This is a genomic window from Mediterraneibacter sp. HA8405 (genome assembly GCF_056148955.1).
This window is the reverse complement of record NZ_CM148758.1, coordinates 2,916,150-2,930,566: the sequence shown is the minus strand read 5'-3', so window position 1 is coordinate 2,930,566 and position 14,417 is coordinate 2,916,150. Positions and strand designations below refer to the sequence as shown.

Genomic DNA, 14,417 nt, shown 5'->3' with positions numbered 1-14,417 from the left:
AGGACGCTATAATATAATAATCAATGCGCTACGGGTTAGACAGGAAAACGTAGAAGGAATACCGGGGTGTGGCTCAGCTTGGCTAGAGCGCCTGGTTTGGGACCAGGAGGTCGCAGGTTCGAATCCTGTCACCCCGATCTGTGCGGGTGTAGTTCAATGGTAGAACACCAGCCTTCCAAGCTGGATACGTGGGTTCGATTCCCATCACCCGCTTTCTCATATCAGAACGAAAGGAAAGCTTTTGCTGGTATGAGGGGCCTTTGAAAAAGGGGATATTGATATGAGTCTGTAGCTCAGCTGGATAGAGCAACGGCCTTCTAAGCCGTAGGTCGAGGGTTCGAATCCCCCCAGGCTCGTTATGGTGGGTATGGTGCAGTTGGTTAGCGCGCCAGATTGTGGTTCTGGATATCGTGGGTTCGAGTCCCACTACCCACCCTTTTCTTTTATATTCGCACTGGCAGGCAGTGTCAGGTTAAGTCTTTAATGGGCTATCGCCAAGCGGTAAGGCACAGGACTTTGACTCCTGCATTCGCTGGTTCGAATCCAGCTAGCCCAGTTTTATTTACATGGGAAAGCCGGTAAAAAAAATATGGGCGTGTAGCTCAGGTGGTAGAGCACTTGACTTTTAATCAAGTTGTCCGGGGTTCGAATCCCCGCACGCTCACTGGATTTAAGATAACCGGAGAATATAATCTCCGGTTATTTTTTATTCTGAAGAAAGATTTTCCGGATTGTTCCGGAAAATAAAAAGCCTTCGGGCAGCGTGAGCGGATATGGCGGAATTGGCAGACGCGCCAGACTTAGGATCTGGTGTCTACGACGTGCAGGTTCAAGTCCTGTTATCCGCACCAGAATGTCCATACTTAAACCTGCACTAAAAAAATTAGTGGTTTGAGTAGTTTTTATAGGGTGAGCAGTTCGATTTTGCGGGTCGGACTGCTCACTTCTTTTTTGTCCGATTGCAATAAATTGTCCATACTTAAACCCTCGTCAAAAAAATTATTGTTTTGTGAAGCTATACCAAAATGAGCAGCATCATCGTGCTGCTCATTTTGCTTGACAATTTCCACTTCGCGTTCTTGTTGAGGGCTACAAATATTTTGGCAGAAGGAACGAAAACATCTTCTCAACGGTAAGCAGAAAAGGTATAATGGTGGGAACAGATTGGATTTTCGTAGGAGGTGCCATAGTGAAAATAGAAATTGGAAAAGATTTTCCGCAATATTTCAAACCTTCATATCCAGAAGAATTCGAGTTGTTTTCTCATTTTGAAGTAACATCAGGAATACCGACCGTTCTGTTTGCAATTACCACTTGGAAAGAAAACGGCAAACCGAATGTGTGCTTTCATTCTTGGAGCTGCTTTCATGGGGACAAAACTGCTTTCTTTGCTGTGATGGGAAATCTATATCAGCACACCCATACCTACACCAATATTAAAAGAGACAAGTGTTTTTGTATTAATTTTCTTCCGATCAGCTATTATGACAATTTGGTAAACACAATTCACCACAACGAAATTGACGATGATGAGTTTGTGGCCGGAGGCTTTACAATCTCTAAGGCAAAAACTATCCACGCACCCGTGATCAATGAGGCGTTTCTTAGCATGGAATGCACATTGAAAGACATGCAGGACTTGAGTGGTGCGGGAATAACAGCTATGGTGATCGGGCAGGTGCAGCATATTTCCGTGGAAGAATCCTATGCACAAGGATATAATCAGCGATATGGTAAAGATGGCTTTATGATGTTGATTCCTGCGCCACAAGACCTTGTTACTGGGGAACCGAACCAGTCTGCAATTGCAACGGTACATATTGAGAAATACGATTGATTTTGGAAAAGGGAGTGTGCAGATGGCGACCTCAAATATAAAAGCGCTGATTCCAAGTGACCTTCGCAAAGTGTGGGATTTTGTTTTGGATATCGAGAATTATGGCACCTGGAGAAGCGACCTGAGTAAAACGGAGACCATAAATGAAAAGCAATTTATCGAATACACCAATGATGGCTATCCTACAACCTTTACCGTAACACTTGTTGAACCATACAGACGCTGGGAATTCAATATGGAAAACAGCAATATGAAAGGACATTGGATCGGTGTTTTTACTGATAAAGGCAACGAAACCGAGATAGATTTTACAGAGTGCGTAGAAGCCAAGAAATTGTTGATGAAGCCCTTTGTGAAGTCATATCTGAAAAAGCAGCAGGCACAGTTTGTTGCGGACATGAGAAAAACCCTGGGAGGGATATAACTAATGAAAGAAATGATTGGATACTGCGGACTGGATTGCGAAAAGTGCGATGCATACCTTGCGACCGTCAATGACGATCAGGCATTGCGTGAGAAAACAGCGAAAATGTGGGCAGAGTTAAATAATGCTCCGATTCTGCCGGAACATATTAACTGCGAGGGCTGTCGCGCGGACGGAGCAAAAACGGTATTTTGTGAGCATATGTGCGAAACCCGGAAATGTGCTTTGAAAAAAGGCGTATCCACCTGCGGTGACTGTTCTGAAATAGAAACCTGCCCCACTGTTGGGGCAATCTTAGAAAATAATCCGTCTGCCTTAGAGAATTTGAAGGGATAGAATACATATAGTAACTGATGCAAAATACGACATGGAAAGGTTGTGGAATACCGGCGGCAAGAATTGGACGTATGAGTATAAATACCGCAGAGGGGGTAAAACGCTTTGCAGTCTATACGCGAAAAAGACCTGCGTTGGTTTTATGATTATTTTTGGGAAGGACGAAAGGGCAAAGTTTGAAGAGATACGGGATACGCTTTCCGATTCTGTTTGTAGCCAATATGACCAAGCAAAAACCTATCGTGACGGAAAATGGGTAATGTTTGAGCCGACCGACACTTCTGAATTTGAAGATTATATAAAGCTATTGGCTATTAAAAGAAAGCCCAACCGGAAATAGTGATATTTTTCTCAGGAGGCACTTGGTATGGAAATTACAAAAATTGAGAGAGCTCAAACCCACGAAGCTATTGATCTTATTTGGACAACATTTTTGCAATTTGAAGCACCTGATTATTCTGAGAAAGGTGTGCAATCGTTTAAGGATTTTATTGAAGATAAAGAGATAATCAGCACATTGGAGTTTTGGGGAGCGTATGACAATCGGGAGTTAAAAGGTGTTATTGCCACAAACAAGAACCGCAGGCATATTTGCTGCTTTTTTGTTAAAGCCCAATATCATCGGCAAGGTATCGGCAGAAAATTATGGGAGTATCTTCTGGCAAATAGCAGTAGTGAAGTTATTACTGTTAATTCTTCTCCATATGCTGTTCCAGTTTACCGCAAGCTGGGCTTTGTAGATACGGATGCCGAGCAGCTATCTGATGGTATGAGATATACACCTATGAAATACAAGAGACAATTCTGAATTACGGAGATGCAGAAAATGGATGTACGAAAAGCCATACTCTCAGAAGCGTAGACTGTCTGCTTGAAAGATTTTTAAAACCGTCTCATTGCATGAAATGTTTGACTTCTTTATAATTGCGGCAGGAGGTGTTAAAACATGGCGAACGAAGATAAAAAAGATTTTAATGCTATGCTGCATGATAGTAAAGACATGCCAAAATTTCAGATTATTACTGACCAGAAAAGCATTAAGAAATATGGGGGAAGCAGAATGTATTTTGCTCCGCCAATCGACTATGACAAAGTAATGAAACAAATTCCCTATGGGAAGGTTATTACTGTCGGGAAAATCCGTGAGTATTTTGCTATACAGAAGGGGGCTGATTTTACAGAGCCTATTACAGCCGGAATATTTGTATCTATCGCGGCATGGGCAAGTTTCCAGCGTTCTGAAGATGAAACTCCATACTGGCGAACTTTAAAAGCAAATGGCGAGCTGAACGCCAAGTACCCCGGTGGCATAGAGGCTCAAAAAGAGAAATTGGAAGCAGAAGGACACACAATTATTCAAAAAGGGCGCAAGAATATTAGATACTACGTGCAGGATTATGAGAAAGCATTGTTTTATTTAGGGTAAGCCTATGTGTTAGACAGGGCTTTCCTGTCTGATACCTACCTGTCATTAAGGCGGTTTTATTCAAGAATTGAAATCTTTATCAGCAAATACAAAAAGTAAAATTACATTTTCACAGAAACGAAGAGCCGGGGACATTATAGCGGATGCCCCGGCTTTATAGGTCTTCCGTATAATTATATCCTTCGATCTCTTCCACCCCACGATCAACCAGCCTCTGGTAATCTGCTCCGTCATATGTCACAGTGCATCCCACCGTATGATCGTCCAGCTCTTTTTCTATTTGTTCCGCACATTGCTGCGCCAGATCCGGGCATTCCATTATATCTCCGGCATTACTGAAAAACAATATTGTACGCATTCGGTATATGTGATAGTATATGGACAGGGATAACCGTGTTGCAGGGTGGTCTGGCCTCGATTCTTACATAGAATGGGGGTGGTGCTGATGGACAGAAAACCATTTGACTTTAAAGACCTGATGGCTTTTGGAATGTTCATTCTGGCATTGCTGACATTCGTATTCTCGAATTTGAAGTAATGTTTTAAGCATAGAAAAACCACCCCGAAACTTTGGCTGAGTGATGAGGTGGTAATTCTATTTTATTCCTTGTTATGAGGTCAACCCCTTGTGGGCGGTTGTTCCTTTTCTATTCACAATATAGCATATCGCCTGCAGGGATTCAAGATTTTGATGCTGAAAACTTATGTGGCTTTGCTGCACTGCAGACTGGAAATAGTATTGGAAGTCGTCCGTCTGCAGTGCAGCAGCGGGAATCCGCCTGTGGCTTCTTCCCGCTGTATGGCGTCCGCCATATATTAAAAAACACAGCAAGAAGCCATTTATAAGTTGGCTTATATGTCTTCTTGCTGTGTTTTTTACTGCACTGCAGACTGGTTAGCATATCCTCGGCAGTTGGAGGCCGGTTAGTTTGGGGAGGATGCGGCGGCCGCCGATGGATGTTTTCAGGAGGACTTTTCCGGGAAGTTCTTCTGTGACGGTGCCGATGCGGGCGGCGTCTTCTCCGCCGGGAATCTGGCGTATGGCTTCCAGGATGGCGTCTGCGCTGTCGGGGGCACAGACAACCAGCATTCTTCCTTCGCAGGCGCAGTAAAGGGGATCCAGTCCCAGCATATCGCAGGCAGCTTCCACTGCCGGATCTACTGGGATGGCCGTTTCGTCCAGTTCTATAGAAAAGGGCATGTTTTCTGTGAATTCATTCAGTGTGGTTGCAATGCCGCCTCTTGTGGGATCCCGCAGGATACGGAGGGAAGAGGAGTCTGCGGCTGCGTCTATTGCGGCTGCGGAGACCCGGTGTAAGGGCCGGCAGTCCGAGCGGAGAGGGCTGTCTTCTTTCAGGAGGCCGGAGCGGGCCATCATTACCGCGGCGCCGTGACATCCGATACTGCCGCTGACCAGTACGGCGTCACCGGGGCGGATGCCCTCTTTTCCCGGAAGATCAGCGCGCTGAAATCCGATTCCTGCCGTGTTGATATAGATACCGTCTCCTTTTCCGGCCTCCACCACTTTCGTATCTCCGGTTACAATGGACACGCCGGCGGTTTTCGCCTCTTCTGCAATAGAGGACACAATGCAGCGGAAATCTGAGAAAAGGAATCCTTCTTCTAATATAAAAGACAGACTTAAATATTGAGGAGTTCCGCCTGCCATACACAGGTCGTTGACTGTTCCGCAGACAGATAGTTTTCCAATGTCCCCTCCGGGAAATTCCCAGGGAGATACGACAAAACTGTCTGTGGAAAATATCAGTTTCCGGCTGCCGTCCAGAAGGGCGCCGTCCCCCAGCCGGGAAAGAGCCTGATTGTTAAATGCAGGCAGCAGAACGGACTCAATCAGTTCTGAGGTCTTTGCGCCTCCGCTGCCGTAATCAAGAGTGATTCTGTCATCCATGATTTTTACCTCTGTTTTTGTTTATTTATGTTATTTATTCGTACTGATACGCCGCAGCGCAGGCGCCTTCTCCGGATACCATGCAGGGACCTGCCGGATTTTCCGGGGAGCAGACTTTCCGGAAGAGGGAGCATTCCGCCGGACGCAGAACACCGCGGATTACGTCGGCACACCGGCATCCAGGGATATTTTTCTCCTTCTCCGGACTCAGGGAGAACTTTTTCACAGCATCCCATTGTGCATATTCCGGTTTTATGGCGTATCCGCTTCCTTCAATATGTCCCAGTCCTCTCCAGTCCGACGGAGCGGGACAGAATACTTTTTCTGTCAGGGCCAGGGCGGCAGGGTTGCCCTGCGGACGGACAAGACGGGTATATTCATTTTTCAGCGCAGGCTGCTTTCTGGCGATCATTTCTGTTAATTCCAGCACCGAGCAGAGCAGATCCGCCGGCTCAAACCCGCTGACGACGCCGGGAAGCCCATAGTCTTCCGGAAGAAATGCGAAACCGTCAGCGCCGATAACGGCAGCTACATGTCCCGGACAGAGAAAGCCGTTCACTGCAAAATCATCTGACTCGATCAGGGAACGGACTGCCGGTTCTGTCCGTTTGAGAAGGCATAAAACAGAAAAGTTTTTCAGCCCTCTGGACGCTGCTTCCAGGATGCAGGCGGCAGTGCCGGGGGCTGTGGTTTCAAAGCCTACGCCAAGGAAAATAACTTCTGTTTCCGGCTGCTTTCCGGCGATCTCGACGGCGTCTATGGGAGAATATACAGATTCGATTTTTCCTCCGAGCGCACGGCGTGCCAGGAGGCTGTCCCCCTGCGTGGAACCGGGAACACGGAGAAGATCGCCGTAGCTGGCGATCAGCGTGCCGGGTTTCTGAGAAAGGTCAAGGACCAGATCAATCATACTGGAAGGGGTGACACAGACCGGGCAGCCAGGGCCGGAGAGCAGTTGTACATTATCCGGAAGGATGCTCTTAAGCCCGCTGCGGGCGATAGCCATTGTGTGGGTGCCGCAGATTTCCATCAGACGGATGGGACCGGTCTGGTCGGCATATTTCCGGATTTTCTCAAGGAAGAGAGCTGCGTCTTCCGGTTTTCTGAAATAACTGTCATAAAGCATTTTTTATTTCCTCCAGAAGTTCCATATTTTCCAGAGCTTCTTTTTCTGACATCCGTTCGATGGCAAATCCGGCATGGACCATAACATAGTCGCCGGGTTTTGCGTCCGTGATAAAGTCGATGCGGATGTTCTGGGTCAGGCCTCCCGCTTCGCACTGGGCGGAAGTACCGTCGATTTTATTGATTTTCATGGGCATTGCAAGACACATGATTCATACTCCTTTTCTTTCGGGCAATTGCAAGCTGGCCGAGGCAGATGCCTTCGTCATTTGCGGATACCTGATGATGTGTGTATACAGTGAATCCATTTTCTTCCAGCAGCGCTGTGACGCCATGCAGAAGAAAACGATTCTGAAAGACGCCGCCGGAGAGAACTACCGGGAGATGGTCCGGATTCAGAGCAGTACACTGATCCAGCGCCATGCAGGCGAGTGTCGCCATAAAGCGCAGGGCGATTGTGCCCCGGTCTGTCTGCCGGCGCAGGTCTTCAATGATGCAGGATATTACAGGGCGGGTATCAAAAATTCGCAGGGAATCCTGCTCATAAAATGTCAGGGGATAAGCCAGCTCCTGAAGAGAACAATCTGCCTGGTCAGGTGTTTCCACGGGAGAAAGGGCCTCTACAAGGGCTGCGCCTTCTCCTTCATAATCTGCATGGGAGCGGCCGAGAAGCAGTGCGCCTGCTCCGTCAAAGAGCCGTCCGATACTGCTGGCAGAAGGTGAAAATCCGGAAGACAGAAGACTGGTAAGCATCCTGCATTTTTCTTCCGGCAGAGGAACCCATGAGAGATCGCTGATGCCTGCGTCATGAACAAGGGAAAGGGCAATCCTGCCGATCTCCTGAATGGCGCGGTCGCCGCCGGGCAGCAGAACCGGCCGGATGGATCCGGCTCTTGTAAAGGAGGAAAGATCTCCGGTGAAAAATTCTCCGCCCCAGATCTTTCCGTCTGTTCCCAGTCCGGTGCCGTCCCAGATAATGCCGAAACAGGGCGTATCCAGCCCGTTGTCCGCCATACAGGACGCCATGTGAGCCCAGTGGTGCTGAACTTTCAGAAGGGGAACCTGCCTTTCTCCGGCGGCACGGACCGCTTCCCGGCCTGACAGATAATCCGGATGAAGATCGCAGACATAGAGGGAAGGCTTCAGGCGAAACAGCTGCTCATAAGTCTGCAGTGTTTTTGTATAATGTTCAAAAGTTTCCGCGTTTTTCAGATCTCCGATATACGGACTGAGAAATACATGAGACCCTTTGCCCAGGGCAAAGGATGCCTTCTGCTCTGCCCCCAGGGCGAAAATACCTTCTGCATCCTGCCTGATATCCAGAGGGCGGGGGGCGTATCCCCGGCTTCTGCGCAGAAAGTAGGGCATTCCTTTCCATTCGGAGACAAGGGAATCGTCACAGCGGTTCCGGATCCGGCGGTTGTGAAGAAGAAAGCCGTCAGCCGTGTCTTTCAGGGCGCGGAGGGCTTCTTCATTTTCTGTCAGAACCGGACATCCGGGAACATTTCCGCTTGTCATGACAAGAATATCGGGGCCGCCGTACACGCCGTCAAGCAGAAGTGTATGAAGCGGAGAGTAGGGAAGCATGACGCCCAGACGGCGGCTGAAACTCAGCTCTTTCAGCGAATCCGGATCCTTTTTGGCAAGCAGTACAATGGGCCGTGCCGGGCTTGTAAGGAGCTGTTCTTCTTCCGGTGTGATCCGGCAGATCCGGCGGGCCGCATCAAGAGAACGGCACATAAGGGCAAGAGGTTTTTCGGCCCGGTGCTTTCGCTCCCGCAGCCGTCTGACTGCATCGGCATCCAGGGCGCTGCAGGCCAGGTGGATGCCCCCGATTCCTTTTACCGCCAGGATACCGCCGCCTGCCAGAAGTTTCTGGGAAGAGCGCAAAGCCTCTTCCCCTTCTTTGGCAAGCCGGTTCTGCTCCAGGCAGAAAACCTGGGGACCGCATTCGGGGCAGCAATCCGGCTGCGCGTGATAACGGCGGTCGCGGATATCGTGGTATTCGTGGCTGCAGTCTTCACACATCCGGAATTCGTTCATGACTGTCCTGTTCCTGTCATAGGGAAGAGATTCTATGATCGTGTAACGGGGGCCGCAGTTTGTACAGTTGATAAAAGGATACCGGTATCTGCGGTCTGTTTTTGTATAAAGTTCTGCCTCGCATTCCGGACACATGGCAATGTCAGGGGATATGAGAGTCGCCCCTGCGTCAGTCCGGCTTTCCAGGATTTTGAATCCGGAGAAGTCCGCAGAGCCCGGATCCTCCGGAATAGCTTCCGTTCTGACAGCTTCTACAGACGCCATGGGCGGAGGAGACGTTTTAATCTCTGAGAGAAAATCCTCCAGAGACGTAGGTGTCCCTTTCAGGACTCCTTCCAGGCCGGAAGAAGTGTTGCGGACCCAGCCGGAGACAGAATGACGGTCGGCCAGGCGATGAAGGAAGGGGCGGAAGCCTACTCCCTGAACAATCCCTTCTATTATAAGGCGGACAGTTTTTCTGCCGCCGCCGGGGCTGTTGTCTGTGCCTGCGTTATTGTAATTTGTTTTTGTTTTGTCGCTGCTGCTTTTCATGCTTTTGCTTTTCTGATATTTCCGGAAATAAAGTCTGCCAGTTCTGCAAGGCCGCCGCCGGTGCGGCTGCTGACGCGGAAGAGAGGCGCTCCGGGATTGACGGTTTCATAATTCGCGCAAACTCTTTTCTCATTAAAGTCAAAGTAAGGCAGCATATCATATTTATTCAGTACAAGGCAGTCCGTATCTGTAAACATAAGAGGATACTTTTCTACTTTGTCATCGCCTTCCGGTATACTCAGGATGGTGATGCGCAGTGATTCGCCGATCCGGAACTCCGCCGGGCATACCAGGTTTCCGATATTTTCCACAAAAATAACGTCCAGCTGATCCAGAGGCAACTCGGGAAGGATGTGCTGAATACTCATAGCTTCAATATGGCATGCGCCGTCCGTGTTGAGCTGAACAGTGGGAATGCCCAGGCCGGCGATACGCTCGGCATCTACCTGGCCGGCAATGTCTCCTTCGATTACGCCTATGCGGAAGTCCTCTTTAAGCCGGTCAATCAGAGAAGTAATCAGGCTGGTCTTTCCTGCTCCCGGACTTCCCATTATATTAATCATGCAGATCTGATGAGAGGCGAGGGACTCTTTTACCTCTTCGCTTACGTCTTCATTCCAGTCCATTACCTGATGCAGTATTTTGATCTCCATTGATATCTACCTCCATACTTTTAATATAAAATTCCTTTCCTGACAGCAGCTTAAGTCTCAGACTGCCGCAGTGGGGGCATGCAAGATGATGGGGCGTGATTTCCCCCTCCTTCCGGCAGTCTCTGCAGCGTACCCTTACGGGAGGAAACTCCGCTTCAATACGGGCTCCTTCGGCGATGGTTCCTTCAGAAAGCATATCCAGATAAATCTGAATGCAGTCCGGAACAATGCCCCGGAGCTGGCCGATACACAGGCGGATGACCCGGATTTTTGATGCGTTCTGCGCTTCCGCGTTTCTGATACAGTCTGCAAGCAGATGCTCAGTGATACTCAGTTCGTGCATATTAGACACCTCCATGTCGTAATGTCTGCCATTTTCTGTCAGAAATGATGGACAGTCATATTGCAACAACCTACATTTTAGCACATTTTTTGTGAAATAAAACAAAAAAGTCGCATTCTGATCTTGTAAAATCTGCAAATCAGGATTATAACAAATATTATAGGTTCTTTACCCTCCAGCAGAAAGCTGTTTACATAAAAAGGAGAGAGTGAAAGGAGGATTACAACATGATACCATTACTGATCGGAATACCGGCAGTGCTGGCGGTGCTATTTCAATTCGTGCGGAACGAAAAGGCAAGAGGTTACATCGTCTATGCAGGTGCCGGTATTATTATGTTTACAACAGTAATGTTTGTAGTTCAGTGGATTACCGCGGGAGCGCAGAAACAGATGTTTTACCCGGAGACAGAGCTGATCGACCATCTGATGACTGTGGGGGACATTTTCCTGATGTGCCTGATTATCTGGCTGAGTGTGAAATACGGAAAAATACTGCCGATTATTCTTTCGGTTGTTCAGACAGCTGTTGTACTGTATACAGAATTTACGTCAGAAGTAGCGGAAGCTCCTCATATGATGGTGGACTGGCTGACGATTCTGATGTGCATTATCATCGCGTTTATCGGAGGATTTATCTGTATTTACACAGTAGGATATATGAAGGGATACCATAAACATCATACAGAGGTGAAGGACAGACAGCCGTTTTTCTTCTCCATGCTGTTTCTGTTTCTGGCGGCTATGTTCGGACTGGTTCTGTCCCAGAACCTGATCTGGATCTATTTCTTCTGGGAGATTACCAGTGTGATTTCGTTCCTGATGATTGGCTATACCCGGACGGAAGAGGCGGTAAACAACAGTTTCTGTGCTTTGTGGATGAATCTGCTGGGCGGTCTGGGCTTCGCTGTGGCAATTGCCATTATGGCTCAGATAAGCGGAAGCCTTCAGCTGATACATGTAGTTGAAGTAGGAGCTCCTCTGCCGCTGATGTGTCTGGCTCTTGCAGGCATGACGAAATCAGCGCAGCTTCCGTTTTCCACATGGCTTCTGGGAGCCATGGTGGCGCCTACGCCTTCCAGCGCGCTGCTGCACAGCGCGACGATGGTCAAGGCAGGCGTATATCTGTTGATCCGTATCTCGCCTGCGCTGGAAGGAAATCTGGTAGGAATTATTGTATCCAGTATCGGCGGATTTACATTTATTATGGCAAGTATGATGGCGATTGCACAGAATGATGCCAAGAAAGTACTGGCATTTTCGACAATATCAAATCTGGGCCTGATTGTGGGATGTACCGGAATCGGTGCGGAAGAGACGGTCTGGGCGGCTGTTTTCCTGATGATCTTCCACTCAGTCAGCAAATCCATGCTGTTCCAGTCCGTAGGAGCGGCGGAAAACACACTGGGTTCCAGGGATATTGAGGATATGCACGGCCTGATCATCCGTGTGCCGAAGCTTGCATATATCATGGGCATCGGTATCGCCGGCATGTACCTGGCGCCGTTTGGAATGCTGATATCAAAGTGGGTGGCCCTGAAAGCATTTGTGGATTCGGGAAATGTTATTCTTGTGCTCTGCATCGCGTACGGAAGCGCCACAACGATGTTCTACTGGACAAAATGGCTCGCGAAGCTGATCTGTTATCATATTCCGAGAGATAAAGTAAAAGATGTGACGCGGAAAGATGAATACATATCCATGTTTTTCCATGCAGCTACAATGCTTCTGCTCTGTCTGCTGCTTCCTGCGACTGCGGAGACTGTGATCAACCCGATCGTCAGAAATCTGTTCGGAAATACGCATGACGTAATTTCCATGAGCGTCCTTACGACAATGGCGATTATGCTGGTATCTATTTTTATCGTTCCGGCGGTTATGTTTTTCGTGAGCCGCAGATCGCACAAGGAGCTTGTGCCGATCTATATGAACGGCGTAAACAATGGAGACAATCGGTTCTTTATCAACAGCTTCGGCGGGCAGGATCATCTTTATTTAAGCAACTGGTACCTGCGGTTTGAATTCGGACGCCGGCATCTGCGTATCCCGTCTATTATTGTGGCAGCGGCAGTGCTTGTAGTCGGATTCTGTCTGGTAATAGGAGGTGTGACATGGCTGTAAAAGTAGTTATTGTGCTGGCGTATCTGATTCTGGCGCCTCTTATCGGCGGTCTGCTGGACGGTCTGGACCGCATTATCAGCGCAAGGATGCAGCGCAGAAAGGGCCCCAGTATTCTGCAGCCGTTTTATGATCTGGGGAAATTGTTTTCAAAGCAGCTTATCGCGGTAAATAACGTGCAGCTTCTTCTGAATCTGAGTTATCTGGTGATTCTGATGATTGCGGGAGCCATGCTTTTTTCAGGAGCAGATCTGCTGATGGTGCTTTTCATCCTCAGTACGGCAGACATGTTTCTTATTATGGCAGCTTCGTCTGATTCATCACCTTATGCCAATATGGGAGCCAGCAGGGAGATGATGCAGATGATGGCATATGAACCGCTGACGCTGCTTGTAGCGGTTGGCTTTTATCTGACTACAGGCTCGTTTCATGTAGGAGATATTATTCAGCAGCCGGTCAGCGCGGTTCTGTGGATGCCAGGTCTTCTTGTAGGATTTATGTTTACGGCGGCAATTAAATTCCGGAAATCTCCTTTCGACCTTTCCACCAGCCATCACGCGCATCAGGAAATGGTAAAGGGAATTACCACGGAAATGTCAGGATCGGCACTGGCTATTATGAACATTGCGGAATATTATGAGATGATCGTACTTCTGGGCATCTTTTTTCTGTTCTTTGTGAACAGCACATGGTGGAGCTGGATTGTGTCGCTTGTGATCTGTCTTGTTCTCTTCTTTATGGAGACGCTGTGGGACAACATCAGCGCGCGCCTGAAATGGAAAACAGTTCTCTATGGCTGCTGGGTTATTACACTGGTGGCCGGAGGCGTAAATATACTGATTTTAATGCTGGATAAGTAGGAGGAAGACGATTATGGCAAAAGTATCAAAATCACCATGGCTGCTCCATTATGACGCCAGCAGCTGCAATGGATGTGATATTGAGGTGCTGGACTGTCTTACACCGAAATATGATATCGAAAGATTTGGAATTATTAATACGGGAGACCCGTTCCAGGCGGATATTTTCCTGATTACAGGCGGCGTAAACAGCCAGACTGAAAGTGTGGTAAAGCAGATATACAGTCAGATGCCGGAGCCGAAAGTTGTAGTTGCAGTGGGAATCTGTGCCTGTACAGGAGGTGTGTTTAAAGAGTGCTATAACATCAAGGGGGGAATAGATACAGTTATTCCCGTGGATGTCTATGTACCCGGATGCGCGGCCCGTCCTGAGGCGATTATTGACGGAGTTGTGAAAGCTCTGAAGGTGCTGGACGCAAAACAGGCGGCGCTGGAAGCGAAAGGAAGGTAACTGAAAATGGATGATTATAAGAGCGAGATCAGAAAGATATCTATGTCGGAATTCTTTCCGGCCATTGTTCATATGAAGACGGACAAATGGAGGCTGGTGCAGATATGCGCGACTACGGTAGCGGGAGGATATGAGATGAGTTATTCCTTCTGCAGAGGATATGATATGGTTACACTGCGTCTGGAACCGAAAGATGACGAAGAAGTGGCGAGTATCACGCAGATCTATCCGTGCGCGTATATACAGGAAAATGAAGCGGCCGAGCTGTTCGGCGTTAAGATCGGAAGAATCAAGCCGGACTATCAGGACAGACTGTACCGGATTGACCAGACAGCGCCGTTTAAGAATAAGGAGTAAGAAGA

At 48.3% G+C, this 14,417-nt stretch carries 18 protein-coding genes and 7 tRNA genes; 17 read left to right on the top strand and 8 right to left on the bottom strand.

Going from position 1 to position 14,417, the window contains the following annotated elements; genetic code table 11:
- Positions 1-62 precede the first annotated feature (62 nt).
- The 7 genes from AC0QUU_RS13740 to AC0QUU_RS13710 all read left to right on the top strand — a co-directional run bounded on the left by AC0QUU_RS13740 (position 63) and on the right by AC0QUU_RS13710 (position 851).
- Positions 63-137 (top strand) — tRNA-Pro (locus AC0QUU_RS13740).
- Between the two features lie 5 nt (positions 138-142).
- A tRNA-Gly gene (locus tag AC0QUU_RS13735) sits at positions 143-213 on the top strand.
- A 69-nt stretch (positions 214-282) separates the two neighbouring features.
- Positions 283-356: transfer RNA gene (locus tag AC0QUU_RS13730), tRNA-Arg, on the top strand.
- 5 nt (positions 357-361) lie between these two features.
- A tRNA-His gene (locus AC0QUU_RS13725) sits at positions 362-435 on the top strand.
- A gap of 49 nt (positions 436-484) precedes the next feature.
- Positions 485-556, top strand: a tRNA-Gln gene (locus tag AC0QUU_RS13720).
- Positions 557-591: 35 nt separating this feature from the next.
- A tRNA-Lys gene (locus tag AC0QUU_RS13715) sits at positions 592-664 on the top strand.
- A 103-nt stretch (positions 665-767) separates the two neighbouring features.
- Positions 768-851: transfer RNA gene (locus AC0QUU_RS13710), tRNA-Leu, on the top strand.
- 51 nt (positions 852-902) lie between these two features.
- Here the strand turns inward: AC0QUU_RS13710 and AC0QUU_RS13705 are convergent.
- A complete protein-coding gene (locus AC0QUU_RS13705; protein ID WP_474543451.1) occupies positions 903-1,070 on the bottom strand; it encodes a hypothetical protein in 168 nt (55 codons plus the stop codon).
- Positions 1,071-1,189: 119 nt separating this feature from the next.
- On the opposite strand from AC0QUU_RS13705, the gene AC0QUU_RS13700 reads away from it, so the two are divergent.
- The 6 genes from AC0QUU_RS13700 (at position 1,190) to AC0QUU_RS13675 (ending at position 4,023) form a co-directional block, all read left to right on the top strand.
- Entirely contained in the window at positions 1,190-1,837 is a 648-nt protein-coding gene (locus tag AC0QUU_RS13700; RefSeq protein WP_474543450.1) for a flavin reductase family protein, read from the top strand.
- Between the two features lie 22 nt (positions 1,838-1,859).
- Entirely contained in the window at positions 1,860-2,261 is a 402-nt protein-coding gene (locus tag AC0QUU_RS13695) for an SRPBCC family protein (RefSeq protein WP_474543449.1), read from the top strand.
- A 3-nt stretch (positions 2,262-2,264) separates the two neighbouring features.
- Positions 2,265-2,597 carry a DUF3795 domain-containing protein gene (locus tag AC0QUU_RS13690; protein ID WP_474543448.1) on the top strand — a complete coding sequence of 111 codons (333 nt, stop codon included), beginning with the start codon at positions 2,265-2,267 and terminating at the stop codon, positions 2,595-2,597.
- A gap of 1 nt (position 2,598) precedes the next feature.
- Positions 2,599-2,937 (top strand): DUF3788 domain-containing protein, encoded by a 339-nt coding sequence (locus AC0QUU_RS13685; protein ID WP_474545591.1) that lies wholly within the window; start codon positions 2,599-2,601, stop codon positions 2,935-2,937.
- Positions 2,938-2,964: 27 nt separating this feature from the next.
- Complete coding sequence (locus tag AC0QUU_RS13680) at positions 2,965-3,405, top strand: GNAT family N-acetyltransferase (RefSeq protein WP_474543447.1); 441 nt, start codon at positions 2,965-2,967, stop codon at positions 3,403-3,405.
- Positions 3,406-3,543: 138 nt separating this feature from the next.
- Positions 3,544-4,023 carry an MGMT family protein gene (locus AC0QUU_RS13675; RefSeq protein ID WP_474543446.1) on the top strand — a complete coding sequence of 160 codons (480 nt, stop codon included), beginning with the start codon at positions 3,544-3,546 and terminating at the stop codon, positions 4,021-4,023.
- 154 nt (positions 4,024-4,177) lie between these two features.
- On the opposite strand, the gene AC0QUU_RS13670 is transcribed toward AC0QUU_RS13675, so the two are convergent.
- From AC0QUU_RS13670 to hypA, 7 genes are all read right to left on the bottom strand, one after another.
- Positions 4,178-4,342, bottom strand: a complete 165-nt coding sequence (locus AC0QUU_RS13670) for a hypothetical protein (RefSeq protein WP_474543445.1) — start codon at positions 4,340-4,342, stop codon at positions 4,178-4,180.
- A 576-nt stretch (positions 4,343-4,918) separates the two neighbouring features.
- On the bottom strand, positions 4,919-5,932 hold the full coding sequence (gene hypE / locus AC0QUU_RS13665) for a hydrogenase expression/formation protein HypE (protein WP_474543444.1): 1,014 nt from the start codon (positions 5,930-5,932) through the stop codon (positions 4,919-4,921).
- 34 nt (positions 5,933-5,966) lie between these two features.
- On the bottom strand, positions 5,967-7,058 hold the full coding sequence (gene hypD / locus AC0QUU_RS13660) for a hydrogenase formation protein HypD (protein ID WP_474543443.1): 1,092 nt from the start codon (positions 7,056-7,058) through the stop codon (positions 5,967-5,969).
- Positions 7,048-7,248, bottom strand: a complete 201-nt coding sequence (locus AC0QUU_RS13655; protein ID WP_474543442.1) for a HypC/HybG/HupF family hydrogenase formation chaperone — start codon at positions 7,246-7,248, stop codon at positions 7,048-7,050. Before AC0QUU_RS13655 ends, hypD begins: the two co-directional genes overlap by 11 nt.
- Positions 7,235-9,631 (bottom strand): carbamoyltransferase HypF, encoded by a 2,397-nt coding sequence (gene hypF, locus AC0QUU_RS13650; RefSeq protein ID WP_474543441.1) that lies wholly within the window; start codon positions 9,629-9,631, stop codon positions 7,235-7,237. The genes AC0QUU_RS13655 and hypF overlap by 14 nt, the downstream gene beginning before the upstream one ends.
- Entirely contained in the window at positions 9,628-10,284 is a 657-nt protein-coding gene (gene hypB, locus AC0QUU_RS13645; RefSeq protein ID WP_474543440.1) for a hydrogenase nickel incorporation protein HypB, read from the bottom strand. Before hypB ends, hypF begins: the two co-directional genes overlap by 4 nt.
- Positions 10,244-10,627: a hydrogenase maturation nickel metallochaperone HypA gene (gene hypA, locus AC0QUU_RS13640; protein ID WP_474543439.1), complete on the bottom strand. Its 384-nt coding sequence runs from the start codon at positions 10,625-10,627 to the stop codon at positions 10,244-10,246. Before hypA ends, hypB begins: the two co-directional genes overlap by 41 nt.
- Before the next feature lie 227 nt (positions 10,628-10,854).
- Here hypA and AC0QUU_RS13635 point away from each other — a divergent pair, with 227 nt between their 5' ends.
- From AC0QUU_RS13635 to AC0QUU_RS13620, 4 genes are read left to right on the top strand one after another with little or no spacing between them, the layout of a single operon-like run.
- Positions 10,855-12,747, top strand: a complete 1,893-nt coding sequence (locus AC0QUU_RS13635) for an NADH-quinone oxidoreductase subunit 5 family protein (RefSeq protein WP_474543438.1) — start codon at positions 10,855-10,857, stop codon at positions 12,745-12,747.
- Entirely contained in the window at positions 12,738-13,604 is an 867-nt protein-coding gene (locus AC0QUU_RS13630) for a respiratory chain complex I subunit 1 family protein (protein ID WP_474543437.1), read from the top strand. Before AC0QUU_RS13635 ends, AC0QUU_RS13630 begins: the two co-directional genes overlap by 10 nt.
- A 13-nt stretch (positions 13,605-13,617) precedes the next feature.
- Positions 13,618-14,055, top strand: a complete 438-nt coding sequence (locus AC0QUU_RS13625) for an NADH-quinone oxidoreductase subunit B family protein (protein ID WP_474543436.1) — start codon at positions 13,618-13,620, stop codon at positions 14,053-14,055.
- A 6-nt stretch (positions 14,056-14,061) separates the two neighbouring features.
- Complete coding sequence (locus AC0QUU_RS13620; protein WP_474543435.1) at positions 14,062-14,412, top strand: NADH-quinone oxidoreductase subunit C; 351 nt, start codon at positions 14,062-14,064, stop codon at positions 14,410-14,412.
- Positions 14,413-14,417: the final 5 nt, after the last annotated feature.